Annotated in this window: 25 protein-coding genes; 4 read left to right on the top strand and 21 right to left on the bottom strand. The window is 70.2% G+C overall.

The annotated features are described in order from the left end of the window. Positions 1 to 3 precede the first annotated feature (3 nt). Genes VV01_RS01790 through VV01_RS01765 form a run of 6 tightly spaced genes read right to left on the bottom strand, consistent with a single transcriptional unit; the run spans position 4 to position 4,791 of the window. Entirely contained in the window at positions 4 to 1,278 is a 1,275-nt protein-coding gene (locus tag VV01_RS01790) for an AAA family ATPase (RefSeq protein ID WP_050668391.1), read from the bottom strand. A 6-nt stretch (positions 1,279 to 1,284) separates the two neighbouring features. Beyond that, the gene (locus VV01_RS01785; RefSeq protein WP_157508704.1) at positions 1,285 to 2,352 is read right to left on the bottom strand and encodes a tetratricopeptide repeat protein; all 1,068 of its coding nucleotides are present in this window, start codon (positions 2,350 to 2,352) and stop codon (positions 1,285 to 1,287) included. Positions 2,353 to 2,412: 60 nt separating this feature from the next. After that, positions 2,413 to 2,766: a hypothetical protein gene (locus VV01_RS01780; protein WP_157508703.1), complete on the bottom strand. Its 354-nt coding sequence runs from the start codon at positions 2,764 to 2,766 to the stop codon at positions 2,413 to 2,415. A 23-nt stretch (positions 2,767 to 2,789) separates the two neighbouring features. After that, on the bottom strand, positions 2,790 to 4,190 hold the full coding sequence (locus VV01_RS01775) for a tryptophan-rich sensory protein (RefSeq protein WP_050668388.1): 1,401 nt from the start codon (positions 4,188 to 4,190) through the stop codon (positions 2,790 to 2,792). Between the two features lie 50 nt (positions 4,191 to 4,240). Further along, complete coding sequence (locus VV01_RS01770; protein ID WP_050668387.1) at positions 4,241 to 4,450, bottom strand: hypothetical protein; 210 nt, start codon at positions 4,448 to 4,450, stop codon at positions 4,241 to 4,243. Next, a complete protein-coding gene (locus VV01_RS01765; protein WP_157508702.1) occupies positions 4,447 to 4,791 on the bottom strand; it encodes a sigma-70 family RNA polymerase sigma factor in 345 nt (114 codons plus the stop codon). Before VV01_RS01765 ends, VV01_RS01770 begins: the two co-directional genes overlap by 4 nt. Positions 4,792 to 4,945: 154 nt before the next feature. On the opposite strand from VV01_RS01765, the gene VV01_RS01760 reads away from it, so the two are divergent. Then, the gene (locus VV01_RS01760) at positions 4,946 to 5,827 is read left to right on the top strand and encodes a MerR family transcriptional regulator (protein WP_050668385.1); all 882 of its coding nucleotides are present in this window, start codon (positions 4,946 to 4,948) and stop codon (positions 5,825 to 5,827) included. Between the two features lie 43 nt (positions 5,828 to 5,870). Here VV01_RS01760 and VV01_RS01755 read toward each other — a convergent pair whose 3' ends face one another. Next, the gene (locus tag VV01_RS01755; RefSeq protein ID WP_050668384.1) at positions 5,871 to 6,308 is read right to left on the bottom strand and encodes an SRPBCC family protein; all 438 of its coding nucleotides are present in this window, start codon (positions 6,306 to 6,308) and stop codon (positions 5,871 to 5,873) included. 101 nt (positions 6,309 to 6,409) lie between these two features. On the opposite strand from VV01_RS01755, the gene VV01_RS01750 reads away from it, so the two are divergent. Beyond that, positions 6,410 to 7,576, top strand: a complete 1,167-nt coding sequence (locus tag VV01_RS01750) for an NADH-quinone oxidoreductase subunit D (RefSeq protein WP_050668383.1) — start codon at positions 6,410 to 6,412, stop codon at positions 7,574 to 7,576. A gap of 78 nt (positions 7,577 to 7,654) precedes the next feature. Here the strand turns inward: VV01_RS01750 and VV01_RS01745 are convergent, their stop codons facing one another. From VV01_RS01745 to VV01_RS01740, 3 genes are all read right to left on the bottom strand, one after another. After that, positions 7,655 to 8,065: a hypothetical protein gene (locus VV01_RS01745; RefSeq protein WP_157508701.1), complete on the bottom strand. Its 411-nt coding sequence runs from the start codon at positions 8,063 to 8,065 to the stop codon at positions 7,655 to 7,657. Beyond that, positions 8,058 to 8,216: a hypothetical protein gene (locus VV01_RS23155; RefSeq protein ID WP_157508700.1), complete on the bottom strand. Its 159-nt coding sequence runs from the start codon at positions 8,214 to 8,216 to the stop codon at positions 8,058 to 8,060. Before VV01_RS23155 ends, VV01_RS01745 begins: the two co-directional genes overlap by 8 nt. Positions 8,217 to 8,673: 457 nt before the next feature. Beyond that, positions 8,674 to 11,718, bottom strand: a complete 3,045-nt coding sequence (locus tag VV01_RS01740) for an RHS repeat-associated core domain-containing protein (protein WP_050668381.1) — start codon at positions 11,716 to 11,718, stop codon at positions 8,674 to 8,676. Positions 11,719 to 12,155: 437 nt separating this feature from the next. On the opposite strand from VV01_RS01740, the gene VV01_RS01735 reads away from it, so the two are divergent. Further along, positions 12,156 to 13,076 carry a DUF6801 domain-containing protein gene (locus VV01_RS01735; protein WP_050668380.1) on the top strand — a complete coding sequence of 307 codons (921 nt, stop codon included), beginning with the start codon at positions 12,156 to 12,158 and terminating at the stop codon, positions 13,074 to 13,076. Positions 13,077 to 13,166: 90 nt separating this feature from the next. Beyond that, a complete protein-coding gene (locus tag VV01_RS01730; RefSeq protein WP_050668379.1) occupies positions 13,167 to 14,081 on the top strand; it encodes a class F sortase in 915 nt (304 codons plus the stop codon). A 167-nt stretch (positions 14,082 to 14,248) separates the two neighbouring features. On the opposite strand, the gene VV01_RS01725 is transcribed toward VV01_RS01730, so the two are convergent. The 11 genes from VV01_RS01725 to dacB form a co-directional block, all read right to left on the bottom strand. After that, positions 14,249 to 14,737, bottom strand: a complete 489-nt coding sequence (locus tag VV01_RS01725; RefSeq protein WP_197274970.1) for a DUF3180 domain-containing protein — start codon at positions 14,735 to 14,737, stop codon at positions 14,249 to 14,251. After that, the gene (gene folK, locus VV01_RS01720) at positions 14,734 to 15,627 is read right to left on the bottom strand and encodes a 2-amino-4-hydroxy-6-hydroxymethyldihydropteridine diphosphokinase (RefSeq protein ID WP_050668377.1); all 894 of its coding nucleotides are present in this window, start codon (positions 15,625 to 15,627) and stop codon (positions 14,734 to 14,736) included. Before folK ends, VV01_RS01725 begins: the two co-directional genes overlap by 4 nt. Beyond that, the gene (folP, locus tag VV01_RS01715; protein ID WP_050668376.1) at positions 15,624 to 16,463 is read right to left on the bottom strand and encodes a dihydropteroate synthase; all 840 of its coding nucleotides are present in this window, start codon (positions 16,461 to 16,463) and stop codon (positions 15,624 to 15,626) included. The genes folK and folP overlap by 4 nt, the downstream gene beginning before the upstream one ends. A 6-nt stretch (positions 16,464 to 16,469) precedes the next feature. Continuing rightward, on the bottom strand, positions 16,470 to 17,048 hold the full coding sequence (gene folE / locus VV01_RS01710) for a GTP cyclohydrolase I FolE (RefSeq protein ID WP_050668375.1): 579 nt from the start codon (positions 17,046 to 17,048) through the stop codon (positions 16,470 to 16,472). Further along, positions 17,026 to 19,053, bottom strand: coding sequence for an ATP-dependent zinc metalloprotease FtsH (gene ftsH, locus VV01_RS01705; protein ID WP_050668374.1), 2,028 nt, complete (start codon positions 19,051 to 19,053; stop codon positions 17,026 to 17,028). Before ftsH ends, folE begins: the two co-directional genes overlap by 23 nt. 234 nt (positions 19,054 to 19,287) lie before the next feature. Then, on the bottom strand, positions 19,288 to 20,415 hold the full coding sequence (locus tag VV01_RS01700) for a hypothetical protein (RefSeq protein ID WP_157508699.1): 1,128 nt from the start codon (positions 20,413 to 20,415) through the stop codon (positions 19,288 to 19,290). A gap of 321 nt (positions 20,416 to 20,736) precedes the next feature. Beyond that, positions 20,737 to 21,843 carry a hypothetical protein gene (locus VV01_RS01695; protein WP_050668372.1) on the bottom strand — a complete coding sequence of 369 codons (1,107 nt, stop codon included), beginning with the start codon at positions 21,841 to 21,843 and terminating at the stop codon, positions 20,737 to 20,739. A gap of 192 nt (positions 21,844 to 22,035) precedes the next feature. After that, positions 22,036 to 22,587 carry a hypoxanthine phosphoribosyltransferase gene (gene hpt, locus VV01_RS01690; RefSeq protein WP_050671656.1) on the bottom strand — a complete coding sequence of 184 codons (552 nt, stop codon included), beginning with the start codon at positions 22,585 to 22,587 and terminating at the stop codon, positions 22,036 to 22,038. Positions 22,588 to 22,624: 37 nt separating this feature from the next. Continuing rightward, positions 22,625 to 23,665, bottom strand: a complete 1,041-nt coding sequence (tilS, locus tag VV01_RS01685) for a tRNA lysidine(34) synthetase TilS (protein WP_050668371.1) — start codon at positions 23,663 to 23,665, stop codon at positions 22,625 to 22,627. Between the two features lie 3 nt (positions 23,666 to 23,668). Continuing rightward, a complete protein-coding gene (locus VV01_RS01680; protein ID WP_050668370.1) occupies positions 23,669 to 24,715 on the bottom strand; it encodes a zinc-dependent metalloprotease in 1,047 nt (348 codons plus the stop codon). A 159-nt stretch (positions 24,716 to 24,874) separates the two neighbouring features. After that, positions 24,875 to 26,302: a D-alanyl-D-alanine carboxypeptidase/D-alanyl-D-alanine endopeptidase gene (gene dacB / locus VV01_RS01675; RefSeq protein WP_050668369.1), complete on the bottom strand. Its 1,428-nt coding sequence runs from the start codon at positions 26,300 to 26,302 to the stop codon at positions 24,875 to 24,877. Positions 26,303 to 26,351 lie beyond the last annotated feature (49 nt).

Genomic DNA, 26,351 nt, shown 5'->3' with positions numbered 1-26,351 from the left:
GCGTCAGAGGCGGTGCTTCTTCATGTACGCCCGCAGCTCGTCGTACGTGCCGTCCTGGTTGGCGAACTGGACGACGTTGCGCGCCGACTCGAACCACGCGCGCGTCGACGGGCGGATCTCACCGATGGCCGCCGCGAGGTCGCCCATCTGGATCATGCGCGGCGAACCCGACTGCACGCTCGCCATGAGCGCCTTCTCGGACGCGGTCTCGCACACGTGCTGGATGTCGGCGCCGGAGAAGTCGGGTGTACGCCGGGCGAGCTCGCCCAGGTCGATGCCCTCGACCGGCCGCGCGCGGAGGTGGTAGCGGAAGATCGACGCCCGCGCCGACTCGTCCGGTGGCACGACCAGCAGCGTGCGGTCGAGCCGACCGGGGCGGCGCAGCGCGGGGTCGATGTCCCACGGCTGGTTGGTGGCGCCGATGACGAAGACGCCCTCGTTGGACGACTCGACACCGTCGAGCTCGGTGAGCAGCTGGTTGACCGTCGTCCGCATCGCCGAGCTGCCGTGCGCGCTGCGCTTCTGGCCGAGCGCGTCGACCTCGTCGATGAACACGACGACCGGGGCGTGTGCGCGGGCCAGCCGGAACACGTCCTGGATGTTGCGCTCGGAGCGGCCGATGTACATGTCGAGCACGTCGGCCAGCCCGATGTTGACGAACTGCGCGCCGAGCTCACCCGCCACCGCGCGGCCGAGGAACGTCTTGCCGCACCCGGGCGGGCCGTAGAGCAGCATGCCGCCGCGCAGGCTCTTGCCGTAGAGCCTGCGCAGCTCGGGATTGCGCAGGGGTTCGAGGAACGCCGCCCGCAGCCGAGCCTTGACCTCGTCCATGCCGCCGACGTCGTCGAGCGTGACGTCGGAGCGCTCGACGTCCCAGGCGTCGACGGGCGGGGCGTCGTCGTCACCGTCGGCGTAGCGCTTGGCGGGCGCGACGTCCTGGACCTGCGACTCTGCCTGCTCCCAGTCGAACTCGGGAGGCTGCGCGGGTGACGTCGGCTGCTGCGGCAACGGCGCGCGTACGCCGGTCGGTCCGGCCACCGGGTCGTGCGGCGGCTCAGGGGCTGCCGGCGTACTGCCGCCGAGTGCCTGGCGCATCAGCGCCTGCGCGTGCTCGCTGGCCGGCTCGTGCTGCAGTGCGACCGCGCAGTGCGCGACGGCCTCGCCCGGAGCGCCGCGCTGGATGAGCACCTCGGCGAGGTGGAGGCGCAGGGGTACGTCAGCGGGTGCGGCCTCGACGGCACGGGTCAGCGACTGCACCAGCGGATCGGTGAATGTCATTGCGGCTCAAGCCTTTCGGCGGTTGACGAAGAACGAGATCCAGGACAGGACGGCGCCGGCGAGCAGCGCGACTCCGGCAACGGCGATGAGCGCCGTCGAGGCGTCACCGCCCACGCACGCGGCCGCCACGAAGAACGTCGTCGCGACCACGAGCAGCCCGGCCCACGCCGCGGCGAGCTTCTGGCGGCGGGCGAACCCGACGAGGAACGGGCGCAGCATGGCCGGCGGCACCTCGCGTACGAGCTGAACACCCACCCAGGCGAACAAGCCCAGCGAGATCATCGCGAGCACCACGAGGATCGGCCATGACAACCGGCCGTCCTCGATGCCGACGTTGCGCAGCACCAGGAACGCCACGAACAGCACCAGGTGGGCTCGCGCGGTCAGCATCCCGAGCAGCGCGTCCATGTTGGCCTGGAACATCGGCTCCATCGGGTTGGCCGCCGTCGCTCGCGACAGCGTGCCGGCCGCGCGGACACCGCCGCCGCGCTTGGACTGCACGCGCGCGAGGTTGTTCATCGCGACGTCGTCGGAGGGGTCGATGCGCAGCGCCTCACGCAGGTGGTGCTCGGCCTCACGCAGCCGCGCCCGGTCGTACATCCTGACCGTCGGCGGCGCGAGCGCGTTGGCCATCGCGTGGTGGCTGAGCGACTCGTCCGGCGCCATCGCGAGGGCGGTGCGCGCATGGTGCTCGGACTCGTCGCGCATCCCGCAGTCGGACATCACGTTGGCGGCGACCGCGTGCACCACCCAGCTCTGCGGGGCCAGCGACAGCGCACCCTGTGCGTGGTAGAGCGCGCCGCCGAGGTCGTTCATGTGGTGCAGCCGCTCGGCGAGGCTGACCGCGAGGACGACCGACGACGGGTGCGACGCCTGCGCGCGCTGCAGGGTCTGTACGGCGTCGTGGTCCTGTCCGAGCGCTCCCTGCGCCCGCGCGGCCTCGATCAGCGCGTCCTCGGTCGCCGCAGAGCTCGACAGTGCGGGCGTCAGCACCCGCAGCGCGTCGGCCGGCCGGCCCAGGTCGTTGAGGTGGCGGGCGTGCTCCACCGCCTGATCGGTCATGTCCCCTGTCACGGCAGGCAGCGTACGTTCTCGCCCGCGCTCGACGCAGCGAGCGCGGGCGGGCGGACAGGCTCAGGAGAAGCGCGGGCGATCCGGGTGCTCGGGATCGGCGGTGGAGTGGTGGGGTCGGGGATGCGGCAGCCGACCGTGCAGCACAGCGCCGTCCGGGCCGACGACGCACAGGTCGTTGCCCGCGACCGCGATCTGCTCGGCCACGCGGGAGTACGACGGGTCGGCCAGGCGCACACCGTCGGTGTCGAGCCGGTCGCGCAGCCGCTGCTCGACCTCGCCCGCGGGCTCGCCGTCGTACCCCTCTGCGAGGTCGACCAGCGCGCGGACGTAGGCGTCGACACCGGCCGGGCCGACCTGGTCGGCCCAGGGCTGGTTGATCGTGATGGTCAGGCCGTGCTCGAGGGGGTCGGTCATCGGAATCTCCGTCTGCTCGTCGGTCATCGGTTGCGGCGGGCGATCTCGGTGGACAGCGCGGTCGCGAAGGCGCACCAGGCGGCGTACAGGCCCAGCCCGGCGCGCGACCGGCCAGAGACCGCGCCTGCCCGGCGTGCGAGATCGGCGCTGGACAGGGTCAGCAGCCCCGCTCCGACAGCCGCCGCCACGGGCCGGCGCGAGCGGAAGAACAGCGCGGGCCAGGCCGCGTTGAGGACGAGGTCGGCCGCGAGTGCGCGCCGGTACGCCGTCGCCTCGCGGGTGCGGCCCTCGCGCTCCAGCCGGGTCAGGGTGACCGCGGAGGCGCCCGCGATGTCGGCGTACAACGTCGTCCACACGACCGGGAACGCGAGGGCGGGCGGCTGCCAGGCGGGCAGGTCGAGGGAGCGGTACCACCGACTGGTCGGGTCGGCGCCCAACGTGCCGGCGGCTGCGCACACGGCGGTGGCGGCGACGGTCGTGGCGAGGTTGCGGGGCCCGGTGTCGCGGTCGAGGCGTCGTACGGCCGAGCGCACGGCGTCGTCGAACCCCAGGGGCGGGTCCGGCGGCGGTGCGAGCCGTGCCAGGTCGTCCTCCTGGCAGACCACCTCGTGGACCAGTGACTGCACGAGCGGTTTGGCGAGCCCGGACGGCACCGGCGTGACCAGGCCGACCCAGTGACCTGCGAGCTGTGGGGTGAGCACCGGGACGGTCACCACCAGCCGGCGCCGCAGCCCGGTGAGCCGGGCAAAGCGCTGCATCATCTCCTCGTAGGTGAGGACGTCCGGGCCGCCGATGTCGAAGGTGCGGTTGACCTCCTTCGGCAGCGACGCGGCCCCGACAAGGAGATGCAGCACGTCCCTGATCGCGATCGGCTGGATCCGGTTGTGCAGCCACCGCGGCGCGACCATCGCCGGCAGCCGGTGGGTGAGGTGGCGCAGCATGTCGAACGACGCCGAGCCGTCGCCGAGTATGACCGCCGCCTGCAGGACCGCGGCGGGCGTCTCGGCGTGGAGGAAGACCTGGCCGACCTCGACGCGCGAGGCCAGGTGGGGCGAGAGCTCCTCGCCGTCAGGGTGCAGACCGCTGAGGTAGACGATGCGACCCACACGGGCGCGGTCAGCCGCCTCGGCGAACGTGCGCGCGAGCTCGCGGTCACGCTGCGCGAAGTCGCCCGCGCCGTCCATCGAGTGGATCAGGTAGAAGGCCACGTCGACATCACGCATCGCAGTGTCGAGGTCGTACGCCGAGCTCGCGTCACCCTCGACCACCTCGACGTCATCGGCCCAGTCCATCTCGTCGAGCCCCGACGCGTGCCGGGTGAGCACCCGAACCGTCCACCCGGCGTCGAACAGGCGGGGCACCAGGCGTCCACCGATGTAGCCGGTCGCACCAGTCACCAGGGCGTGTCCTGTGCGGTCTGTCATCGCGGCTCACTCCTCTCGCTGTGCTGGCGTCTGTCGTGCACGGCCGCGGACTACAGAGGGGACGACGTACGTCGGCGCCGCAGCTCGCGCACGATCATCATCTCGCGTCGTTGCAGCAGCACACGGTGCTGCTCGTGGTCAGTCGGATCAGGCAGCGGCACCGCGCGCATCAGCTGGTCCTCGAGGTCGCGCAGCTGGATGATCAGGTCCCGCAGGCTCAGCCGGGACAACGCCTCTGGAGCGGCGCTCGGGGTGGTCATCTGGGGGCTCCTTCGGTCGGGTCTACGCAACGGGCGATCTCCTCCGACGTGATGCGCAGCAGCCAGGCGAGCGCACAGGTGCGCTCGCGTCGGAAGCCGACGCTGTCGCGCCAGACACGCGCATAGATGCGGGTCGTGACCTGTGCTGCGCCGGCATCGGTGCTCGTACCCGCCCGAGCCAGGCCGTAGACGAGGCCGCAGGTCCTGTCGTACAGCTCGGCGATCGCCGCGCGGTCGCCGCGAGCACAGCGCTGCACGGCTGCAGTGATGTCCGCGACCGGATCACGCGGGCTGCCGTCGCCGGCAGGGTCGAGCGGCCGCTGATCGTGCGACGCAGACATGGTGAGCACCGGCCGTCCTTTCTGCACGCGTCGGGGAAGGAGTCCCCAATCTTTCACAAGAAGATGTTTCTGTCGAGACTTCTGTAGAGTTTCCCGCCGGGTCAATCCCTGCACAGAAGGCGCACAAGCCCACCGATCTGTATAAGGTGAGGCGATGCGGACGGACTACTCGATCGGCGAGGCCGCTGCCCTCACCGGCGTCAAGGCGGTGACGCTGCGCGCCTGGGAGTCCCGTTACGGCCTGGTCGCCCCAGGGCGGTCCGACTCGGCGTACCGGCGCTACAACGACCACGACATCGAGCTCGTACGCCGGATGCGGCTGCTGGTGGACTCCGGCGTCCCAGCCCGCCGGGCGGCGGCGATGACGCTCGGCGGTGCGACCGATGAGCCCGACCGCCCGTCCGCCCCGGTCGGCGGCCTGGTCGGCCTGCAGGACACCGCCGCCATCGCGCGGGCCGGGGCAGCGTTCGACGCCCCCGCACTACGACGCATCCTCGACGAGGCGTTCGCGATGGCCGAGACCGAGACCGTCGTCGACCTGTGGCTGATGCCGAGCATGCGCGAGGTCGGGGCTGCCTGGGAGCGGGGCGAGCTCGACGTCGCCTCCGAGCACTTCATCAGCTCAGCGGTCATGCGCAAGCTCTCGGCGCTGTTCGAGGCGACCCCGGCCCGCGGTCCGCGTGTTGTCGTCGGGATGCCGGCCGACTCGCGGCACGAGCTGCCGGCCCTGGCGTTCGCACTCCTGCTGCAGCGAGCGGGGGCCGAGGTGCTCTACGTCGGGGCCGACGTCCCGCTGCAGAGCTGGACGCGGGTGGTCGACGTGTGGAAGCCACAGTCCGCGGTCATCGCGGCGACCTCAGCGCGCGACATCGCCGTGGCCGGCGCCGCCGCTGCAGCCCTCGCAGAAGGCGGGGTCGACCCGGTCTACATCGGCGGCGCGGCGGCCGGCCAGGTCGAGGGCACCATCCCGGTCCCCGACTCGCTCGCGACGGCCGCTCAGGTGGTTGCGGCAGCGGTCCGCTACCGCCACGCCTGACCGTCTGCGCGCGCCGGGCGGCGGTGTCGTCCGATCAGCCGGATCAGTCCAGAGAGGCCGCCGCCCGCTGGATGCCCTCCACCGTCTTGGCGGCAAGGCGCTCGAACACCAGCCGCATCACCGGGTCGGCCAGCCACGCGGCCTTCTTCATCTGCACGCTCGCGCGATAGGTGACCTCGCTGCGCCCGTCGCCGAGGTCACGCACGCTGATGTCGTCGGACGACTCGGCCGACGCGTTGCGACCACGGAGCACGACACGCTCGGCGTCCCACACCTCGAGGGTGTAGTCGAGCTCAGTGGTCCATCCCAGGAGCCTGCTGGTGTTGTGCCACTGCGAACCGACGCGCACGGGTGGCTCAGTGGTGGGTTCGCACCGCACCGTGCCGGGATCCCAGTCGGTCGCGTGGGCGAAGTCGGCGAGGTAGTCCAGCAGTGGTGCGGCTGGGCTGTCTGTCGTGAACGTACGGGTGACGGTCGCCATCGTCGGCTCCTGTCTTCGGGTCCGACCAGCATCGCAGCGACCTCCGACGCGTACGCGGGCGGTCGGCGTACGACGGCCGCTCGGCTGGCAGACTGGCGCGCATGTCCGAGGCACCCCGCGAGCTCACCGTCGGCGTCGGCGCAGGTGGCCTGGCCACCGCCGACATGGTGCTCAACATCGGCCCGCAGCACCCAGCCACCCACGGCGTGCTCCGCCTGCGCATCACGCTCGACGGCGAGCGCATCGTCAAGGCCGAGCCGATCGTCGGCTACATGCACCGCGGCGCCGAAAAGCTGTTCGAGGTGCGCGACTACCGCCAGATCCTCGTGCTGGCCAACCGGCACGACTGGCTGTCGGCGTTCAGCAACGAGATCGGCCTGGTGCTCGCAGTCGAGCGGATGCTCGGCATGGACGTGCCCGAGCGCGCCACCTGGACCCGCACGCTGATGACCGAGCTCAACCGGGTGCTCAACCACCTGATGTTCCTCGGCTCCTACCCACTCGAGCTCGGCGCGATCACGCCGATCTTCTACGCGTTCCGCGAGCGCGAGGACCTCCAGGCCGTTATGGAGGAGATCTCCGGCGGCCGCATGCACTACATGTTCAACCGCGTCGGCGGCCTGCGCGACGACCTGCCCTCGGGCTGGCTCGGCCGGGTCGAGTCGACGATCGCGGAGGTACGCCGGCGCCTGCCCGACCTCGAGTCGCTCATCGTCGGCAACGAGATCTTGCACGCCCGCACGCGCGGGGTCGGCGTTCTCGACCTCGCGACCGTGTCGTCGTACGGCGTCTCCGGTCCGATCGCGCGAGCGTCCGGGCTCGACGTCGACCTGCGTCGCGACCAGCCCTACCTGTCGTACGCCGAGCTGTTCGGTCCCGACGGGCCCGGACGGGTCGTGACCCGGACCGCCGGCGACTGCCAGGCCCGGCTGGAGGTGCTGCTGGAGCAGGTGCACGTCAGCCTCGACATGGCGGACTACTGCATCCAGCGGCTGCGGGGGCTGGAGCGCGGGCCGGTCAACGTACGGCTGCCGAAGGTGCTCAAGGTGCCGGAGGGATCGGACTACGTCGCGACCGAGAACCCGCTCGGATTCAACGGCTACTACCTGGTGTCCCGCGGTGAGAAGACGCCGTGGCGACTGAAGCTGCGGTCGGCGTCGTTCAACAACGTGGCCGTGCTGAGCGAGCTGCTCGAAGGCTGCCTGCTCGCCGACATGGTCGCGATCCTCGGCTCGATGTTCTTCGTCGTCGGCGACATCGACAAGTAGGTCCCTCACACGAATCTCGTCTGGTCGGCAGTGCATGGAGTGCCGACCAGACGAGGTTCGTACCGATGCGTGCGGCCTTCATCGGTCGGCGTGGTCGCGCTGCCGGGTCGCGTGGGTTTGCTCGATCAGCATGACCACGCCGCCGATCGTCCAGCCGGCTCCTGCAATGGTCATGGCCGACGACGGGTGGTTGTCAGCGAAGTAGTAGCCGAACTGCATCGTCAGAGTGAGCATGCCGACCCCCAGCATCCACCAGCCGCCGGCCCTCGAAGTCGGCATGCCCTCCCAGCCCTTGGTCTTCAACCGACGGTGTGTCACCCAGATCAGGACGACGACGAACAGGCATCCGATCGCACCGGCCCAGCGGTTCGCGGCACCGCTCCCACGCAGCGCGACCACCAGCATGGCCGCGAACGCGACGACGCCGAAGAACAAGAACACCGCGTAGCGCCATACCAGCGTCGTAGGCAAGCGCGGCCGCTCAGTCATCCTGCCGGTCCGTCAGCCCCACGCCCATGAACAGCCCGCACGCCGCGCCGCCGAGCAACCCGTACGCCAGCGCGGACCAGAAGCCGCGGTCACGGAAGATCGCTCCAGCAACGAGCGAACCCACGGTCCAGACCGCCATGGTCAGGATCACGCTGCGCACGGAAGGGTGTCGGCGCGCCCAGTCACGTACGCGCTTCATGGTCGACCCGCAGTGCAAAGGCTGTCTGTCCGGCAGTGCATGGAGTGCCGACCAGACGAGATTCGCGGGTCTCCTTCGATCGCTCGCGTCCCTCACTGCGTATCCACCGCCCGACCTACGCGCCGTCACATTCACCATGCGACGTCACTCGCCGGCACGCGCAGAGGGACACGCACGACGGACCTCGCCCCATCAGCGCTTCAGTCCGACACGGGCGAGATCCGTCGTGTGAGGTCTCCATCAACTGCGGTGCAGGGTCCTTATGACTACCGCGACACCGACTAGCACGTATGCAGCGAAAGCGGCAATCAACAGAGCCCCCGATATGTCCAAGGCGCTCAACACAACGCCGAGAACCACGCCAACCACCAGGAAGGCGAGGGAGGCCTTCGCCTGGGGCGATCTCAAATCAGTCATCTCCCCAGATCGCTTCAGCTGTTGCGTACCCAATGCCGAATGCCCCACCGCCAGCTGTGCCGATCGCCCCGCCCGGTACAGCCCCTTCGACACATCCGGCGGCGATCGTGACCGCGCAGCCGACTGCGGCTCCCACGCCGCCACCGCCGCCGGCGAACTTTCCAACGGTCTCAAACCAACCTTCGATACCGTCATCACGGCCAGCGGGGTCGAACCGGTTAATGGGATCGTCGCTGGTGTAGGTGTACGGGTTCGCCCGGTTCGGGTCGTTGAGTTTCGTGATGGGATCGACGGACGTCCACGTTCCCGTGGCCGTGTCGTGCCAGCGGGTGCCGCGCTTCCAATACCCCTTGACCACCTCGTCCTGGACGCCAGTGGTCGACCACGGCACCTGCCCCGCACCGGACGCGTTCAGCTCAGTGGCCTTGCCCGCAGCCTCCTTGCTCGCTGCCGTGCCTGCCGGATAAGTGATATCGGTGAGCTCCAGGAATGGGTCATAGGTGTACTTGCTGGTCTGCGCCCCGTCTTCACCGACGGTGCCCACCATCCGTCCGAGCCCGTCGAACATGACGAACAGGTTCTGCCCGCCGTCCTTGTAGTTGAGCGGCATCCCAGCACTGTCGTTGTCGATGACCGTGGCGACCCCGTTGTAGGTCGAGTGCTCCATCGTCGGCACACCGGCCTGGTTGGTGCGGCCCCAGACGTAGGTCTTGGTCGTGTCCGCGTCCTTCTGCTGGATCAGCTCGTCCTGGCCCTCTCCCGCATACGAGTACGTACCTGAGCTGGTGCCGTTGGTCCGCGCACTCGTCTGCCCGAGGTCGTTCCAGGTAGTGGACCCCTGACCCGCGGCCGCTGTACGACGGCCGGCCTTGTCGTAGTCATATCCGCTGCTGGAGATCTGGTTCGCAGCGTTGTAGGTCAGACTTTGGACAGTCGTTCCGTCGCGCTTGACCGACGTGCGGTTTCCCACCGAGTCATAGGTATAGGCGTAGCTGTGACCTTCCCAGTTCGAGGCCGAGACCAACCGGTTCCGGTTGTCGTACCCGAGCTGCGTGATCGCGCCCGTCTTCCCGTTCTTGATGTACTGAATCTTCCCGGTGTTGAGCGAGGACGAGGTGTTCCACGGGCAGGTCGGAGCATCCGCGTACTTCGCGTTGCAGTACGAGTAGTCGTACAAGCGGTTACTGTCATCGCTTTTGACCGAGGTCCATTGCTGCGCGAGATTGCCACCGGCGCCGAAAACACTCCTGCTGTGCGCCGCGAACTGCGAGTTGTCGCTGTTGGTGCGCCAGTAGGTGTCGGTGCGCTGTCCGGCATTGTTGTACTTGAAGCTGGTGATCGAGCCGTCTGCCAGCGTCATGGCGAGAAGTTGGTTCGCGTCGTCGTAGACATACTTCGTTGTCGAGCCAGCGACCGTACGCGATGCAATGTTGCCGCTCTTGTCGTAGGTGTAGCTCACCGTGCTCGCGGCCGGCGCGCTGCCACCTGCCACTGGTGTTGCGGCGATCTCACTCACGTTGCCGCGGGCGTCGTACCCGTATGTCACCTTCTGGTTCTTGTCGGTCCGCGAGGTCACCCGGCCGGAGGCGTCATAGGTGTAGCTGACCGACTGGGTAGCGGTCGCGACTTTGTCCACGCGGTATCGGTCGTTGTACGTGTACGTCGTCGTCTGCCCAGCACCGTTCGTGACCGATGTGGCCGGATTGCCGCTGATCGTCGTTGCGCCCATCGGGGACCCACTCGGCGGTGTGATCTTGGTGATGTACTTCGCACTCGGGTCCTCGGTGTAGGTCGTTTGTCGGCCGGCCGGGTCGGTAGACGTCTTCGGTAGCCCGTCGTCGTAGTAGCTCACCTCCGCCTTAGCACCCGAGGATGTCGTTGACGCCGGTCGGCCCGAACCGTCGTACGTGAACAGGGACGAGTTGCCCTGCGCGTCGGTCCCCGAGGCGGGGTCGTATGCGTTGTTGCCTGTCCCATAGGTGTACGACTGGCTGGCGCCGAAGGCACTGGTCGCCTTGGTCAGGGACGCACCACCGTTGGCTCCGTATGCGCCGGTTGCGGTGCCACCCATCCCGTTCGTCTGTGACGCGACGTCGAAGAATGGCGTGTAGCTCGTATCCCGTTTGCGACCAAGGGGATCCGTGACCGAGGTGACCCGCTGGCTGCTGTTGATCGTGTATGTCGTGTGCGGAACCGACGGGAAGTCCTGGTTCTGGTCGGTGGTCGGTGCGGCGACCTGCGTCTGCGTACTCGAAACGTACGAGAAGCGGGTCTTTGCCGTGTCGCTGGTGGTGCCATGAGTCACGGCGGTCACGCGATGGCTGCCGTCGTACGCCATGGCCAGGAGGTGCCCATCGGTCGAGACCAGCACGAGATTGCCCGATCCGTCGTAGCCGAACCCCACCGTGCTGGCCGGGCTACCGCCCACGGCCGGCCGGCTGATTGCGCTCAGACGGCCGGAGCTGTCATACGAGTAGGTGACCGTGCCTGCGGCGAGTGAACCGTTGGCCGGTCGGGTGATGGAGCTGATCTTCCCGTTGGCGAAGCTCACCGCCAGCTTCTGCCCGGTCGGAAGGGTCACGGACGACACGTTGCCGCCGGAGTAGGCGAAAGTGGTCGCCTGGCCGCTGCGGTTGGTCTGCGAGACAAGCCGACCGTCGGTGCCGAACTTCGACACCACCCGGCTACGCAGGTCGGTCATGGAGTAGGTGCCGTCGGAGTTCTTCACGAGCGACTTCTTGAAGCCAGCCGGTGCGGAATAGCCGCTGCTACCGCTGATCGGCGTGAACTTGCCCTGCTGAGCATCGGTTCCGAGATAGAGCAAGGAACCGTCGTCGTTGCTGACCAGGCGGTTGTCCTGCCCCATGGTCATGAACCAGCCTTGCCCGGCGGCGCCGGACTTGAGCTGCGATGACGTGCCCTGGCTCATGGACTGGTAGGTCAGCCCGAAGGCCTGGAGACCCTGGATGCTTGGCGCCGTGCGGTCGATCGTCGAGACCATCAAGTTGCCGGAGCCCACGTCGACCGAGGCGCTCACCTGGTCACTGAGCTGGAACGGGATTCGTGTCGCCCCCGGACGTGCGCCCGTTGCGACGGGCGTCGCTGTCCCTGCCGCGTGGGCTAAATGGGGGGGGCGAGCCCACCCCGGTCGCTGCGCCGCTGACGATCAGCGCGGTGGCTACAACTGCTGCCCGAGTCATGCGTGACGACATGCCTTACCTCCCCAGGAAGACCACCGGCTCCGTCGCCGGCGCTCGTTCCTGCAGGAAACACCCGTTCCGCGGAACAGCACAGCGTCACTTCGGTCACGTTTTGATAACGCCGTTGCTCGCGCCTGCGCGCGGCTGCCCTGACTGTTCCCTGACCAGTTCTTGCGAATCCGTTGCGACGTGGGTCACATGGCCGTACCTTCTGAACTACTTACTCAAAGGTAGGTAGACACGGGGGTCTGCCTTCGCCCTAGCAAGGAGCACCATGACGCAGCACAGCTCTGCCCGTTCCATCCGCCGCCTGGGAGGCGCGGCCGTCGTCACCGGCGCGCTCGCTGTCAGCATGGTGGGCCTGTCCTCGGGCGACGCCCACGCAGCTACGGCCGTGAAGTACGACTGCAAGGCCACGGTGTTCGGCACGGTCATCCCGCAGGGTGAGTGGACCGCCGAGGTCACCGTCGACGTTCCCGCAAAGGTCGAGCCCGGCGAGGCCATCCCGGCTCCGGCAGTCACGGCCAAGGTCACGACCTCCACCGCGGCTGCGGACACCCTGCGCAGCCTCAGCGTGAAGTCGCTGTCCGGCACCAGCGCCGCGAAGTACACCGTCGACGGCACCGCTCGCACCGCGGACCTCACCGTGCCGACCACCTCGGTGCCCGCCACCGGCCCGGTCGTGACCAACGCGAGTGGCACCGGTGCCGCCGAGACCGCTCCGAGCGAGCCCGGCACGATCGAGGTCAAGGTCGGCGACTTCACCGCTGACCTCAAGACCGACAGCGGCCTCGGCCTCCCGATCGAGTGCGCGCTGAAGCCGGGTCAGAACACCACGATCGCCACCATCCAGGTCGGCGACGCCGGCCCGACCGAGTCACCCACCTCGTCGCAGAGCCCGACCGACTCGCCCACCACGGACGAGCCCACCGACAGCCCGACCACGGACGAGCCGACCGACTCGCCCACCACGGACGAGCCCACCGACAACCCGACCACGGACGAGCCCACGGGTGAGCCCACCGGCTCCGAGACCACCCCGGCTCCGACCGGCACGGTCAGCGGCCCGCCCGTCCAGACCGACATGGTCGGCGACGAGGGCGGCGCCAACACCGCCGTCGCGCTCGGCGGCCTGGCCACCCTCGGTGGCGTCATCGGTGCGGGCGTCGTCGCCCGTCGCCGCATGAAGGGCTGAAGGACCAAGCACTAGCCGCTCGGGGTGGGGCCTGCCAGACTTGGCGGGTCCCACCCCTTGCCATTGCCCCTGACGTCTGGGGAGGACGCCATGACCCGCAAGACCTCGCTCGCCAGCGCCGCTCTCACGGTGGGCCTCGCCGTCGGACTGGCCGCCTGCGGCACTGCCGACCAACGCGCCGACCTGCCCACCCAGTCACCGACCTCGATCGACCCCGGCCCGGCGCGCACGTCATCCGCACCGGGTACGCCGACCGGCCCGGCGCCCACGACCGCTGACACCCCGAGCGCAGCAGCATCCAGTGCCTCAGCGACCTCGGCGGGCACCAAAGCACAGACGGGCGACCCGACCCAGGCTGGCACCGGCGTACGGGCCTACGCCAGCTCGGACGGCAAGGTCACCAGCGGACCGTCAGCCACGGGTGACGCCACCACCGACGGCGACAGCTCGACCCCCAGCACCCGGCCGTCTGCAACGAAGACGCCGGGCACCTCGACCGGTTCGGGCACCGAGAACGCCGGCACGCTCCGGTCGTCCACCACGAAGCGCCCGACCAGTCGACCCGTCAGTGTCAGCGTCGTGAGCTCGTCCGGCCGCACCCTGCTCACCCAGTCGATCGGCCCGGTCGGCCTGACGAACGGCGAGCTCAACCCGCCCGGCGGCGTCGCCGGCTGGTACTCCGGCGGCGGCTACGTGCGGCCCGGGTACGCCGGCACGTCCGTCCTCGTCGGCCACATCACCCATGCGGGCGCGCCCGACACGTTCTACAACCTGCCCAAGGCGCAGCCCGGCGACCGCGTGCTGATCCGCTACCGCGACGGCTCGCAGATGGCGTTCCGCGTCACGCAGTCAGCGGGGCGCGACAAGAAGGCCGCGCAGTACGACGGGTCGATCTGGGGCAAGACCAGCGGGCCGAGCCTCCGGCTGATCACCTGCGACCTCAACACCCGCATCCGAGCCGGTCACCGCACCGGCAACTGGGTCGTCTGGGCCACCCCGGCCTGAGCCACACCGCTGGTTGAGCCGGTCGAGGCGCTAGCCGAGACCGAGTCGAAACCCCTTATGGCGCAGGGAGACTGAGCGGACGCCTGACCTGGTTTCGACACGGGCCTCCGCTAGCGCTCCGGCCCGGCTCAACCAGCGGAGTATCGGCTCGACCAGCGATTGCGGGGTCAGGCGGTGGTGCCGGGCAGGTGGTCGCGGTCGGCGTCGTCGTCCTCGGGCGGGTTCTTGCACCACGCCTGCGCGACGAGGCCGGCGACCGACAGCCCCGCACTCACGACGAACAGCACCGACGCCCGGATCAACGCAGACCGGATCGAGTCGACGTCGGCGTTGGGCAGATGGACGAACGCCTGCGCGAGATACCACCCCGCCGCGGCCCCGCCACCGACGATCGTGGCCTGCGCCCCCACGAGCGTGCGACGGGCGCGCTGCGGCGTGGGTACGACGGTCGACTCACCCTTGACGTAGCGGTGGATCTCACGCGCCGCGACCAGGATCGCGACCGCCATCAGCACGATGATCGCGACCGCGAACCACGAGTTCTGCGGCATCGCACGCCCGCTCGAGCTCCACAGCCGCAGGCCGACGTACGCGGGCACGGCCACCACCGCAGCCGCACCGGCGGCGTGCTTCCAGGTCAGACCTTCGTCGTTCACCACGGCTCCCAGTCCGGTCCGGGCCGCACACCGGACACATCGAGATCGGCGAGCAGGTCAGCCACCCGCTGCACACCCTCGGGTGTGCGCAGCCGCGCCTCGGCGTCGGCGGCCAGCCAGGGCACCAGCACGAACGCGCGCTCGTGCGCGCGCGGGTGCGGGAGGGTCAGCGCTTCATCGTCGGACGTGAGGTCGTGGCCATCGGCGGGGTCACCGACCTGGATGAGGTCGAGGTCCAAAGTCCTTGCACCCCAACGGATCTCGCGAGTACGCCCGTGCCAGGACTCGATCTGGTGCAGCCGCCGCAACAACGTCGCGGGCGCCAGGCGCGAACGCGCGATGATGACGGCGTTGGCGTAGTCGGGCTGGTCAGGACCACCGACCGGATCGGTCTCGACGAGCGGCGAGACGCGTACGAGCTCAAGGCCCTCAGTCGCCACCAGCGCCTGGACGGCCGCGCGCAGCGTCGCTGCGCGGTCACCGAGGTTGGCCCCCGCCGCGATCACCACCGGGCGGTCCTGCTCGCGACGGACGGTCACCGATGGACCGTCGAGCACCGGGTCACGGAACGGCACTCCGGCCGGTGCCTGCGGCTTGTGGATCGCCACCTCGACCGCCTCGACGGTCGGTCGTGCGAGCGCGATCGCGGCGATGCGCTCGGCGAGCGTCTCGATCAGGTCGACGCTCGGACCGGACAGCACCCGCTCGGCCTCCTGCGCGATCTCGGCATAGCTGATCGTGTGATCCAGGTCGTCGCTCTCGCCGGCCCGGCGCAGGTCGGTCTCGAGCACGATGTCGGCACGGAACGGCTGCGGCTCGACCTTCTCGGAGTCGAGGACACCGTGGCACGCCGTGACCGAGATGCCTTGCAGCGCAATGCGATCCGTCATCGGCCGGCCTCCGCGACGCGGGCTGCGACCTCGAGCGCAGCCATCGTCGACGGCACGTCGTGCACGCGCACGCCCCAGACCCCGGCCTGCGCGAGCAGCACGCTGGTGGCGGCCGTGGCCGGGTCGCGCCGGTCGGGCGGCAACGCGGCGTCCGGGCTGGTGACGTGCGAGAGGAACGACTTGCGTGACGTGCCGATCAGCACGGGCAGACCCAGCCGCTCGAACTCGGCCACCCGCGCCAGCATCTGCCAGTTCTGGTCGGCGGTCTTGGCGAAGCCGAAGCCGGGGTCGACGACCAGCTGCTCACGGCGTACGCCGGCCGCCTCGAGAGCGGCGACCCGCGCCTCGAGCTCGGCGCACACATCGGCCACGACGTCGGCGTAGTCGGTGCGCTGCTGCATGACGGTGCTGTGGCCACGCCAGTGCATGGCGACGTAGGGGACGTCGAGGCCGGCCACGACGTCGGCCATCCGCTCGTCGGCGAGGCCGCCGCTGACGTCGTTGACGATCGTGGCGCCCGCCTCGACCGCCGCAGCCGCCACCGATGAACGCATCGTGTCGACGCTGACCACGGCGCCCTCGCCGGCGAGCGCACGCACGACGGGCTCGATGCGGCGCAGCTCTTCGGCCTCGTCGGGGCGGCCCGCGCCCGGGCGGGTCGACTCACCGCCGACGTCGAGGATGTCGGCGCCCTGCCCGATCAGCTCGCGGCCGTGGGCGATGGCGGCGTCGGCGTCGAACCAGCGGCCGCCGTCGGAGAAGGAGTCGGGCGTGACGTTGACGACCGCCATCACCAGCGGACGGTCGGCCGGGGGCTGCGGCAGCGTGCGCGGCATCGCGGCCTACCGACCCATGACGAGGCTCATGGCCTCCGCACGCGTGGCGGGATCGCGCAGCTGACCGCGCACCGCGGACGTCAGGGTGCGGGCGCCGGGCTTGCGTACGCCGCGCATCGACATGCACAGGTGCTCGCACTCCAGGACCACGATCACGCCCTGCGCGTCGAGGTGGTCGACGATCGCGTCGGCGATCTGCGTCGTGAGGCGCTCCTGCACCTGCGGACGCTTGGCGAAGACGTCGACGAGTCGGGCCAGCTTGGACAGGCCCGTCACCCGGCCGGTCTTGCTCGGGATGTAGCCGACGTGCGCGACCCCGTGGAACGGGACCAGGTGGTGCTCACACGTGGAGTAGACCTCGATGTCACGCACCAGCACCATCTCGTCGTGGTCGACGTCGAAGGTGCGCGAGAGCGCCTCCGCAGGGTCCTGGTGCATGCCGGCGAACTGCTCGGCGTACGCCCGGGCCACCCGGTCAGGGGTGTCCTGCAGACCTTCGCGCTCGGGATCCTCGCCAAGCGCGATCAGCAGCTCGCGGACCGCGGCTGCTGCCCGCGGGAGGTCAATCCCCCTGGGGGTCGACATAGCCGCCCTCGGGAACCTCGATGACCGCCTCCGGCGGGTGAGCCTCGACGTGCTGCTTGTCCTCGGGGACGTAGTCGCCACGCTCGATCGCCTCGCGCTCCGCAGGCGTCAGCACCGGCCCGCGATCGCTGACCGTCCGCATGTCGCTGGACAGCCACACCGGACGGTCGGGGCGCTTGCGGACGGGGGCGAAGATCTCAGCCAGCGCGTCATGGTTGAGCGTCTCCTTCTCGAGCAGCTCGAGCACGAGCTGGTCGAGGATGTCGCGGTTGTCGTTGAGGGCGTGCCACGCCTCGTCGTGCGCGGCCTCGATCAGGCGGCGCACCTCTTCGTCGACGACCCCGGCGAGCTCTTCGGAGTAGTCGCGCTCGTGGCCCATGTCGCGGCCGAGGAAGACCTCGCTGTTGCCCGACCCGAGCTTGATGGCGCCGACCCGCTCGCTCATGCCGAACTGCGTGACCATCTTGCGGGCCAGGCCGGTGGCCTTCTCGATGTCGTTGGACGCACCGGTGCTCGGGTCGTGGAAGACGACCTCTTCCGCGACGCGGCCACCGAGGGCGTACGCGAGCTGGTCGAGCAGCTCGTTGCGGGTCGTGGAGTACTTGTCGTCGACCGGCAGCACCATGGTGTAGCCGAGGGCCCGACCGCGCGGCAGGATCGTGATCTTGCTGACCGGGTCGGTGTAGTTGAGCGCCGCCGCGACCAGGGCGTGACCGCCCTCGTGGTAAGCGGTGATCTTGCGCTCCTTGGCGCTCATCACGCGCGTGCGCTTCTGCGGGCCGGCCATGACGCGGTCAATCGCCTCGTCCAGCGCCCGGTTGTCGATGATGCGCGCGTTGGAGCGAGCCGTCAGCAGCGCGGCCTCGTTGAGGACGTTGGCCAGGTCGGCACCGGAGAAGCCCGGCGTACGACGCGCGACCGTCAGCAGGTCGACGTCCTGAGCCATCGGCTTGCCCTTGGAGTGGACCTGCAGGATGTGGTGGCGGCCGACCATGTCGGGCGCCTCGACCGCGATCTGACGGTCGAACCGCCCCGGGCGCAGCAACGCCGGGTCGAGGATGTCAGGACGGTTGGTCGCCGCGATCAGGATGACGTTGGTCTTGACGTCGAAGCCGTCCATCTCGACCAGCAGCTGGTTGAGGGTCTGCTCGCGCTCGTCGTGACCGCCGCCGAGACCGGCGCCACGGTGACGGCCGACGGCGTCGATCTCGTCGACGAAGATGATCGCCGGCGCGTTGGCCTTGGCCTGCTCGAACAGGTCGCGCACACGCGAGGCGCCGACACCGACGAACATCTCGACGAAGTCCGAGCCCGAGATCGTGTAGAACGGCACCCCGGCCTCACCGGCGACCGCACGCGCGAGCAGGGTCTTACCGGTGCCGGGCGGGCCGTAGAGCAGCACACCCTTGGGGATCTTGGCGCCGACCTCGAGGAACTTGCGCGGCTCGGCCAGGAACTCCTTGATCTCGTGGAGCTCCTCGACCGCCTCGTCCGAACCGGCAACGTCGGCGAAGGTGACCTTGGGCATGTCCTTGCTGGCCAGCTTGGCCTTGGACTTGCCGAACTGCATGACCCGCGAGCCACCGCCCTGCATCTGGCTCATGAAGAACCAGAACAGACCCAGGATCAGCAGCAGCGGCAGGATCGTCAGCAGCATGCTGACGAAGACGTTCTGCTTCTCGGGGTCGTCGGTGAAGCCCTTGGCCGGCGGGTGGGCGTTGAGCTGGTCGACGACGCTGTCACCGCGGGCGGAGACGTAGTACGCCTGGACCTTGTCGGTGTCCTTGGCGTCGCCGACGTCCTGCTTGGCCTTCAGGGTCAGGTCGATGCGGTCGGGCGTGACCTTGGCGGAGTCGACCTTGTCCTGCTGGATGAGGGACATCGCCTGGGAGGTGTCGACACGCTGGTAGCCGCCGGTGTTGCCCAGCGTGAACCACAGGAAGCCGATCGCCACGATGAGGACGATCCACAGGCCCGGGCTGCGGGCGAAACGCTTGACGTTCATGTACGTGCGGGGCGGGCGCCCCGATCCTCCTGCTCACTAGGCCACAACGGCCGTCGTACCCCATGGGGCACGCGGCCGCGGCAACAGACTCGCACGACGTTACACGGCAGCACACATCTGCGTAGACGCGGGCGGTTGCCGATCCTCGCTGACAACGTGCCGTACGACGCCAGTGTTCCGACCGGCGTACACGGCTCGGCCCCGGGACCGTCGTGGTCCCGGGGCCGAGTGCGCTCAGTGGTGGCCGTCGACCGTCCGGGCGTCGGTGATGACGCCGCCGGAGGGCGAGCCGGAACCCGCGAGGACGCGCACCTTGTTGGTCACCGTGTCGTACGCCTTCAGCGAGCTCTCGCCGATCTGGCCCCCGATGTCGGCGTACGTCGTCTGGACGACCCACGCCGTACGACTGTCGGCACCGCTCACCGTGTAGTCGGCCGCGCACCGCTCGATCGGCATCGTCGGCACCGCGCTCAGGGTCACGCCGGTCAGCACACCGAACTGGTTGCACGCGGCGCCCGACTCAGGTGAGTGACGCCAGGCCGTCCGACGCGGAGTGGTGGCCAGCGCCCAGGCCGAGTCGGCCGGGGTCAGCTCGCTGACGGAACCGCCGGCACCGAGCCGGAACGACTGCGACGCTCGCGTGCCGTCGGCGTCGATCTTGCTGCAGTCGAGGGCGGACGAGCCGGCGTCCCACTGCTGGCTCACGGTGCATGCGGTGTCGTTGTCGGCGTACGCGGCCGGGATCACCCACGACCACCCCAGGTCACCGGTGCTCGCGTCCCACGAGCTCAGCGCCACGGTCGCCGGGCCCGGCGTCTTCGAGGAGAAGATCTGCGAGCCGTCCGGCGAGACCGTGTAGGCCTTGACCGGGAGGCCGAGGGAGCGCGCGGCCCCACCCGTGATCGAGCGGGTCTGCACACCGGCGTCGGTCGACAGCAGCAGCCCGTCACCGCCGAACGCCAGGAGCATCGGCTGCCATGTGGCGTCGAAGGTGTAGGTGAACGGGCTCGCCGCACCGGTCCGGGTGTCCCACACCGTGGCGGTCACCTCATCGATGCCGATGCTCGCCGTCAGCACGTGCCGGCCGTCGGCGCTGACGTCGTACACCCGCTCGTAGTCGGCGACCGCGCCGAGCGTGCGCGTCTGGCCCTGCGGCGAGACGACGACGAGGGACCCCATCCCGTCGTCGGCGGCGTACTCGTGCCGGATGGCCGCGGTCCAGCCGGTGCCGACCGGAGCGACCGAGACCGTGGCCTGCGTCGACGAACCGGTCGCCGCCTGCGCGCCGGTCGTGGCCAGGCCGCCCCATGCGACGCCGGCCACGGCGAGCGCCACCAGTCCTCGTGACATACGTGTACTCATGTTCCTTACCCCCTGTGATCGCGCGCGGCCCGGCCGCAGGCTCCCCCACTGACGCGCCGGTCGGCCGGTCACGAGAAGGATCGGCCACCACCACTCCGGCGACCATCGGACGAAGACCGAAGTCCTAGGACCCCAGTTCAGACCGAGTCGCAGACAACCTCGGCCGGCGACGAGCGTCGTACCGGAGACGCACGCCGAGGGCGTACACCGCAGTGGTGTACGCCCTCGGTCAGGTCACCCCGCCCGTCCGTCCGTGAGGACGGGCCGTGCCGAGACGGGACGGGGTGATGGGATGGCCCGGCACGGCCCGCGCCGGATGGGTCAGTGGTGACCGTCGACCGTCTGCGCCTGGGTGATCACGCCGCCGCTGGAGGAGCCTGCGCCCGCGAGCCGGGTCATCGTGTTGGTGGAGATGTCGTACTTGCCGAGCCACAGGTACGCCGGCGTGCTGGCGGCGCCCGACTGGAAGTTGTTGACGTAGGCGAGATTGCTGTAGGCCCCCGTGATGCTCGGCGACCCCAGCCCGAAGTAGCCGGTCAGCTCGACGAAACCCGAGCCGTACATGAACCCGATCGCCGAGTCGTTGCCGCGGTTCTGCTTGGCCATCCACTTCGGCGACGTCGGGAAGGCGATCGCCGAGTTGGCCGGGCCGATCGCGGTGCTCTGCCCGGTGGACCTCACCAGGCGGAACGTCTGCTCGGTGCCGACGCCGTCGCCGGTGCAGGCGAGGCGCAGGGACGTCGAGTCCCAGGTCCCGCTCGTCCAGCAGTCACCCGCCGCACCCCGGTAGGCGGTCGGGACGGCGTACGTCTTCTGGAGCGCACCCGTCTTGGCGTCACGCTGCTGGATGCTGTCGCCGATGCTCCAGTAGGTCGTCGCACCGTTGGGCGAGACCTCCAGCGAACCCAGCGAGCTCGGCGCGGTGTACGACCGCACGAGCGTGCCGGAGAGCGTGCGCGACTCGATCTTGCCGTCCCGCTTGACCAGGATGCCGTCGCCGCCGAACCGGACCTCGATCACCGAGTTCGGGCCGGCCACCCGGAAGTACGTCGGCGTGCGGGTCGCGGTGTCCCAGACGGTGACCCGCAGCCCCTCACCGGTCTGGAAGCGCGCGGTCAGCACCTTGCGGGCGTCCTGGCTGACGTCGGACACCGAGGCGTCGTCGGACACGGCCCCCATCGTCATGATGCCGCCGGTCGGCGGCACGAGGACGAGCGTGCCCTTGCCGTCGCCGAAGTTGCTCTGGTGACGGATCGCCGCCGACCAGCCGAGCGCCGTCGTACCCGCCGTGGGGACGCCGGCCGTGACGGTCGTGACTGTGGTCGCCGTGGTCGCCGATGCGGACTGTGCGGCGAGCGCGGCGCCCGAGCCGGCCAGCGCCGTGCCCGCGAGAGCCAGTGCAGTGAGTCGTGCGGTGGACCTGGTCATCGTGACTCCCCTTCGAACCGGCGCCCCCGGCGCCTCCCGTGTCGGCCGAGCGGCCGTCCCACGAGAAGGATCCGTCGCGGGCAGCAGCCGGCTCTACGGGACTGAGACCGATCTGGTCCGAGAGGTCCTACGACCAAGTCGCAGGCACGCAGAAGGCGCCGGACCGATCGGTCCGGCGCCTTCGTACGACACTCAGCTGTAGACGTGCGGGGCGAGCGTGCCGATGTCGCGCATGTTGCGGTAGCGCTCGTCGAAGTCGAGACCGTAGCCCACGACGAACTCGTTGGCGATGTCGAATCCGACGTATTTGCAGTCGATCTCGACCTTCGCGGCGTCCGGCTTGCGCAGCAGTGTGCAGATCTCGACCGACGCCGGGTCACGCGACTCGAGGTTGGAGCGGATCCACGACAGGGTCAGGCCCGAGTCGATGATGTCCTCGACGATCAGCACGTGCTTGCCGCTGATGTCGGTGTCGAGGTCCTTCAGGATGCGCACGACGCCGGAGGACTTGGTGCCCGAGCCGTACGACGACACCGCCATCCAGTCCATCGGGACGCTGCCGGGGAGGGTGCGCATCAGGTCGGCCATCACCAGCACCGCGCCCTTGAGGACGCCCACGAGCAGCACGCCCTTGCCCTCGTAGTCGTTCCAGATCTGCTCGCCGAGCTCGGCCAGCCGGTCCTGGATCTGCTGCTCGGTGTAGAGCACCTTCTCCAGGTCATCACCCATGTGGCTCGCGTCCACGGTCACGACTCCTTCGTCTGCGGTCGGGCTGCCGCACCTATTGAAGCGGACCGGCCCGGCGTACGACGACGCGCCCGTCCTCGCGGGAGGCTCGCAGGCCGCCGGGCACGTCGAAGGGGCCCTGCCCCTTCCAGCGCATGACCAGGTCGTCGACCCAGCCGATCTGGGGCGAGGCGAGCGCGGCAGGGTCGGCGCCGGCGTCCAGGAGCAGCAGGCGGATCACGCGGGTGCGTACGCCGGTCGGCAGGTCCGCGAGCGGGGCGACCGCGACCCAGGCAACTGCGTCTCGTGAGTCTGACTCACGTGCAAGTGCGTCAGGCTCACGAGACGCAGTTGCCTCGCCGTACGCCGACTGCGCGAGCTCGTCGAGCGTGTCACCGTCGGCGCGCAGCAGGTCGGCGGAGCGGGCCAGACCTGCACGGACGCCCGGGCCGATGCGCTGCTCCACGTCGTCGAGCAGCCGGCGTACGCGCACGCGCAGGTAGCGGTCGTCGGCATTGTGCGGGTCGTTCCACACCGCCAGCCCCTGGTCGTCGCACGCCTGCCGGGTCTCGGCCGCGGTGACGTCGAGGAAGGGCCGCAGCAGCGTGGCCGTACGCCGGGGCATGCCCGACAGCGAGCGCGTGCCCGAGCCGCGCGCGAGGCCGAGGAGCACCTGCTCGGCCTGGTCGTCGCGGGTGTGGGCGAGCAGCACGTGACTGGCGCCGAGCCTCACTCGCGCGGCCTCCAGCGCGGCGTACCTCGCCTCACGCGCCTCGGCCTCCGGGCCCTGACCGGTGCCCGCCGCGACTTCGACGCGCAGCACCTCGACCGACGTCAGACCCAGCTCGCGGCACTGGTGGGCGGCGCGCTCGGCGACGTCACCCGACCCAGGCTGAAGGCCGTGGTCGACGATCACGGCACCCACGTCGTACGCCGCCCGCGGCCCCTCGAACGCGAGCGCTGCGGCGAGCGCGAGCGAGTCGGCGCCACCGCTGACGGCAGCCAGCACGAGCGAGCGCTGCGCGACCCGACGAGAGGTGAGCGACCGGCGTACGGCCAGACGGGTGACCGCGACGGCGGCGGGTGGGCCGGGCACGACTCAGCCGTGCACGCGGGCGACCCAGGCCTCGGGGCGCTCGATCTCGGCGGCGCTCGGAAGCGTCTCGGGCGAGGTCCAGACCGCGTTGAACCCGTCGACGCCGACCCGGTCGACGACGGCCCGGACGAACACGGCGCCGTCGCGGTACTGGCGCATCTTGGCCTCCAGCCCGAGCAGCCGACGCAGCAGCCGGTCGACCCCACCGGCGCCCTGACGGCGGGCGTCGAACTTCTCGCGGATGTGCGCGACGGTCGGGACGATCTGCGGGCCGACCTCGTCCATCACGACGTCGGCGTGGCCCTCGAGCAGCGACATCACCGCGGTGATCGCCGCCATCTCGGCGCGCTGCTCGGGCGTGGCGACCAGGTCGGCGATGCCCTGGCCGCCCTCGCGCAGCATCTCGGGCAGGCGGCCGGCGATGTTCTGCAGCCGCTGCTGCAGCGCCTCGGGGTCGGGCACCAGGTCGGTCATCAGACCGCGAGCGCGCTCGATCAGGTGGGCGCGCAGCCACGGCACCGCCGTGAACTGCACCCGGTGGGTCTCCTCGTGCAGGCAGACCCACAGCCGGAAGTCGTGGCTGTCGAGCTCGAGCTGGCGCTCGACCTGGACGATGTTGGGCGCCACGAGCAGCAGGCTGGGCGTGCCGCCCGGTGCGAGGTCGTACTGCCCGAGGACCCGGCTGGCGACGTATCCCATGACCGCGCCGGTCTCGGTGCCGGTGATCTTGCCGCTGATCCGACGGGCCGTCGCGCTCGGCGGGCGCTTGCTCGTGAGCTGGTCCAGGACCGGGGTGAGCAGCGCGGACATCGACTGCACGTTGGTGTCGATCCACCGCTTGCGGTCGACGACGTGGACCGGGCTCGTGTCGTCGGGCGCGTGCAGGCGCGCGGTGTCGGCGACCGGCTGATGGGCGCGGGCCGCAGCGCCGCGCAGGTCCTCGACCGCGGCGTGCGCCTCGCCCTCGGTGACGCTCGGGCCGTCCTTGACGATCCGGTGGCCGGTACGCCGGGCGAGCTGCCAGTCGATGTAGTCCGGGACCTCAGTCATGCGCCCATCCTCACATCTGACCTCGCGGACGCCCTGCACGAATCTCGTCTGTCCGGTAGTGCATGGAGTGCCGACCAGACGGATTTCGTACGAAGCGATGACGAATCTCGTCTGTCCGGCAGTGCACGGAGTGCCGACCAGACAGTTTTCGTACGAGGGTCAGCGGCAGCCGCAGGTCGCGAGCGCCGCGACGATGCGGTCGAGCGCTGCCCGGGCGTCGAGCGGGCCGCGCGGCTGCTTGCCGTTGTTGATCACGGTGAACGTGAGCAGCCGGCCGTCCTTGTCGGTGACCGTGCCGGCAAGGCTGGTGACCGAGGGCAGGCTGCCGGTCTTGGCGCGTACGACGCCGACGCCGCCCCGCGTGCCGCTCACCCCGAACCGGTTGTGCAGGGTGCCGTTGAGGCCGGCCGTCGGAAGCCGTGACACGACCTCCTCGAACGTCCGGTCGCGCCCCGCGGTCGCCTTGCCGAGGACGTCGGCGACGACCCGCGCCGGGATGGTGGTGCCGTCCCCCAGCCCACTGGTGTCGGCGAGCTTGACGCCCCGCAGGTCGATGCCGGCACCGCGCAGCGTCTGCAGCACCCAGGCCGTCACGGACGCGGTGTCACCGGGCTTGCCTGCCTTGGCGGCGCCCTGGCGTGCGAGCGACTCGATCATCGCGTTGTCGCTGTCCTGCAGCGCCACGCCGAGCACGTCGAGCACCGGCGCCGAGTGCACGACACCGAGCTGCTGCGCGCCGGCCGGCGCCGTCGTCGTACGACCGACCGTCGCCGTGATCCCTTGCGCCGCAAGGGCTTTCACGAACGCAGCCACCGTCGTACGGGCCGGGTCCTTGGGTGGTGGGTTGCCCGGGTCGGAGCGTTCGGTCGACAGGCCGAGCATCGCGATGCGGGTGGTGTAGCCGCCGTCGACCAGCCCCTGGTCCCAGCTGGACGCCTGCAGTGGGCCTGGCGCGTGCGTGAGGTCGTAGTCGACGCGGGTGGTCGTGGCACCGCTCGCCTTGAGCCGGGCGGCGACCTGCGCGGCGAGGTCGGCCAGACCCGCGCGACCGGTGACGGCGCTGGGGTCGCCCTTGCCGGGGTTGAGCACCGTGTCGCCACCCGCCTTGAGCACGACCGAACCCGGTGCGCCCGCCGTGACGGTCGTGTCGAGCGTGGAGTGCAGGTCGAGGCTGTGGGCGATGGCGTACGCGCTGAGCATCTTGGTGATCGACGCCGGGGTGTAGCTGCCGTCGGCGTTGACGTCGAGCAGGTGCTGCCCGGTGCGACCGTCGCGGACCGTGATCGCGGTGCTCGGCCCGAGGTAGCGGTTCTTCAGCAGGGGGCGTACGAGGGCGCTCACCTTGGCGGGCGTGGGCACCGGCGCGTCGGCGGCCTGGGTGACGGCGGCGGCGCGTGCGGGTACGGGCGGCTGGGCCGAGGCGGCCGGAGGTGGTGCGCTCTGGCCGGGCGCGGGCACCGGGTCACGCTGCGCATCGGCCGTGGTCAGCACACCCGGCACCACGTCGTACGTGTCGAGCACGGCGTAACCACCGATCAGCACCGCGAACGCACCGACACCCGCCGTGACCTTGCCGGCTGTCCGCATTGCCGCCCCTTTACACATTCGCGCCGTCCGTGGGAGACACTAACCCGCG

The sequence above is a fragment of the Luteipulveratus halotolerans genome (assembly GCF_001247745.1).
GTDB lineage: Bacteria > Actinomycetota > Actinomycetes > Actinomycetales > Dermatophilaceae > Luteipulveratus > Luteipulveratus halotolerans.
Note: the sequence above shows the minus strand (reverse complement) of the source record. Positions and strands in the feature narration are given on the sequence as shown.

Bases quoted from the DNA above. Each gene is read 5' to 3' on its own strand.
- dacB (WP_050668369.1), bottom strand. From the start codon at position 26,302: ATGCGGACAGCCGGCAAGGTCACGGCGGGTGTCGGTGCGTTCGCGGTG.
- VV01_RS01780 (WP_157508703.1), bottom strand. From the start codon at position 2,766: ATGACCGACCCCCTCGAGCACGGCCTGACCATCACGATCAACCAGCCC.
- VV01_RS01755 (WP_050668384.1), bottom strand. From the start codon at position 6,308: ATGGCGACCGTCACCCGTACGTTCACGACAGACAGCCCAGCCGCACCA.
- VV01_RS01760 (WP_050668385.1), top strand. From the start codon at position 4,946: ATGCGGACGGACTACTCGATCGGCGAGGCCGCTGCCCTCACCGGCGTC.
- folP (WP_050668376.1), bottom strand. From the start codon at position 16,463: ATGCCGCGCACGCTGCCGCAGCCCCCGGCCGACCGTCCGCTGGTGATG.
- ftsH (WP_050668374.1), bottom strand. From the start codon at position 19,053: ATGAACGTCAAGCGTTTCGCCCGCAGCCCGGGCCTGTGGATCGTCCTC.
- VV01_RS01745 (WP_157508701.1), bottom strand. From the start codon at position 8,065: ATGACTGAGCGGCCGCGCTTGCCTACGACGCTGGTATGGCGCTACGCG.
- VV01_RS01730 (WP_050668379.1), top strand. From the start codon at position 13,167: ATGACCCGCAAGACCTCGCTCGCCAGCGCCGCTCTCACGGTGGGCCTC.
- VV01_RS01695 (WP_050668372.1), bottom strand. From the start codon at position 21,843: ATGACCAGGTCCACCGCACGACTCACTGCACTGGCTCTCGCGGGCACG.
- folE (WP_050668375.1), bottom strand. From the start codon at position 17,048: ATGTCGACCCCCAGGGGGATTGACCTCCCGCGGGCAGCAGCCGCGGTC.
- VV01_RS01790 (WP_050668391.1), bottom strand. From the start codon at position 1,278: ATGACATTCACCGATCCGCTGGTGCAGTCGCTGACCCGTGCCGTCGAG.
- VV01_RS01765 (WP_157508702.1), bottom strand. From the start codon at position 4,791: ATGTCTGCGTCGCACGATCAGCGGCCGCTCGACCCTGCCGGCGACGGC.
- folK (WP_050668377.1), bottom strand. From the start codon at position 15,627: ATGACGGATCGCATTGCGCTGCAAGGCATCTCGGTCACGGCGTGCCAC.
- VV01_RS01700 (WP_157508699.1), bottom strand. From the start codon at position 20,415: ATGAGTACACGTATGTCACGAGGACTGGTGGCGCTCGCCGTGGCCGGC.
- VV01_RS01750 (WP_050668383.1), top strand. From the start codon at position 6,410: ATGTCCGAGGCACCCCGCGAGCTCACCGTCGGCGTCGGCGCAGGTGGC.
- VV01_RS01775 (WP_050668388.1), bottom strand. From the start codon at position 4,190: ATGACAGACCGCACAGGACACGCCCTGGTGACTGGTGCGACCGGCTAC.
- VV01_RS01680 (WP_050668370.1), bottom strand. From the start codon at position 24,715: ATGACTGAGGTCCCGGACTACATCGACTGGCAGCTCGCCCGGCGTACC.
- VV01_RS01770 (WP_050668387.1), bottom strand. From the start codon at position 4,450: ATGACCACCCCGAGCGCCGCTCCAGAGGCGTTGTCCCGGCTGAGCCTG.
- VV01_RS01735 (WP_050668380.1), top strand. From the start codon at position 12,156: ATGACGCAGCACAGCTCTGCCCGTTCCATCCGCCGCCTGGGAGGCGCG.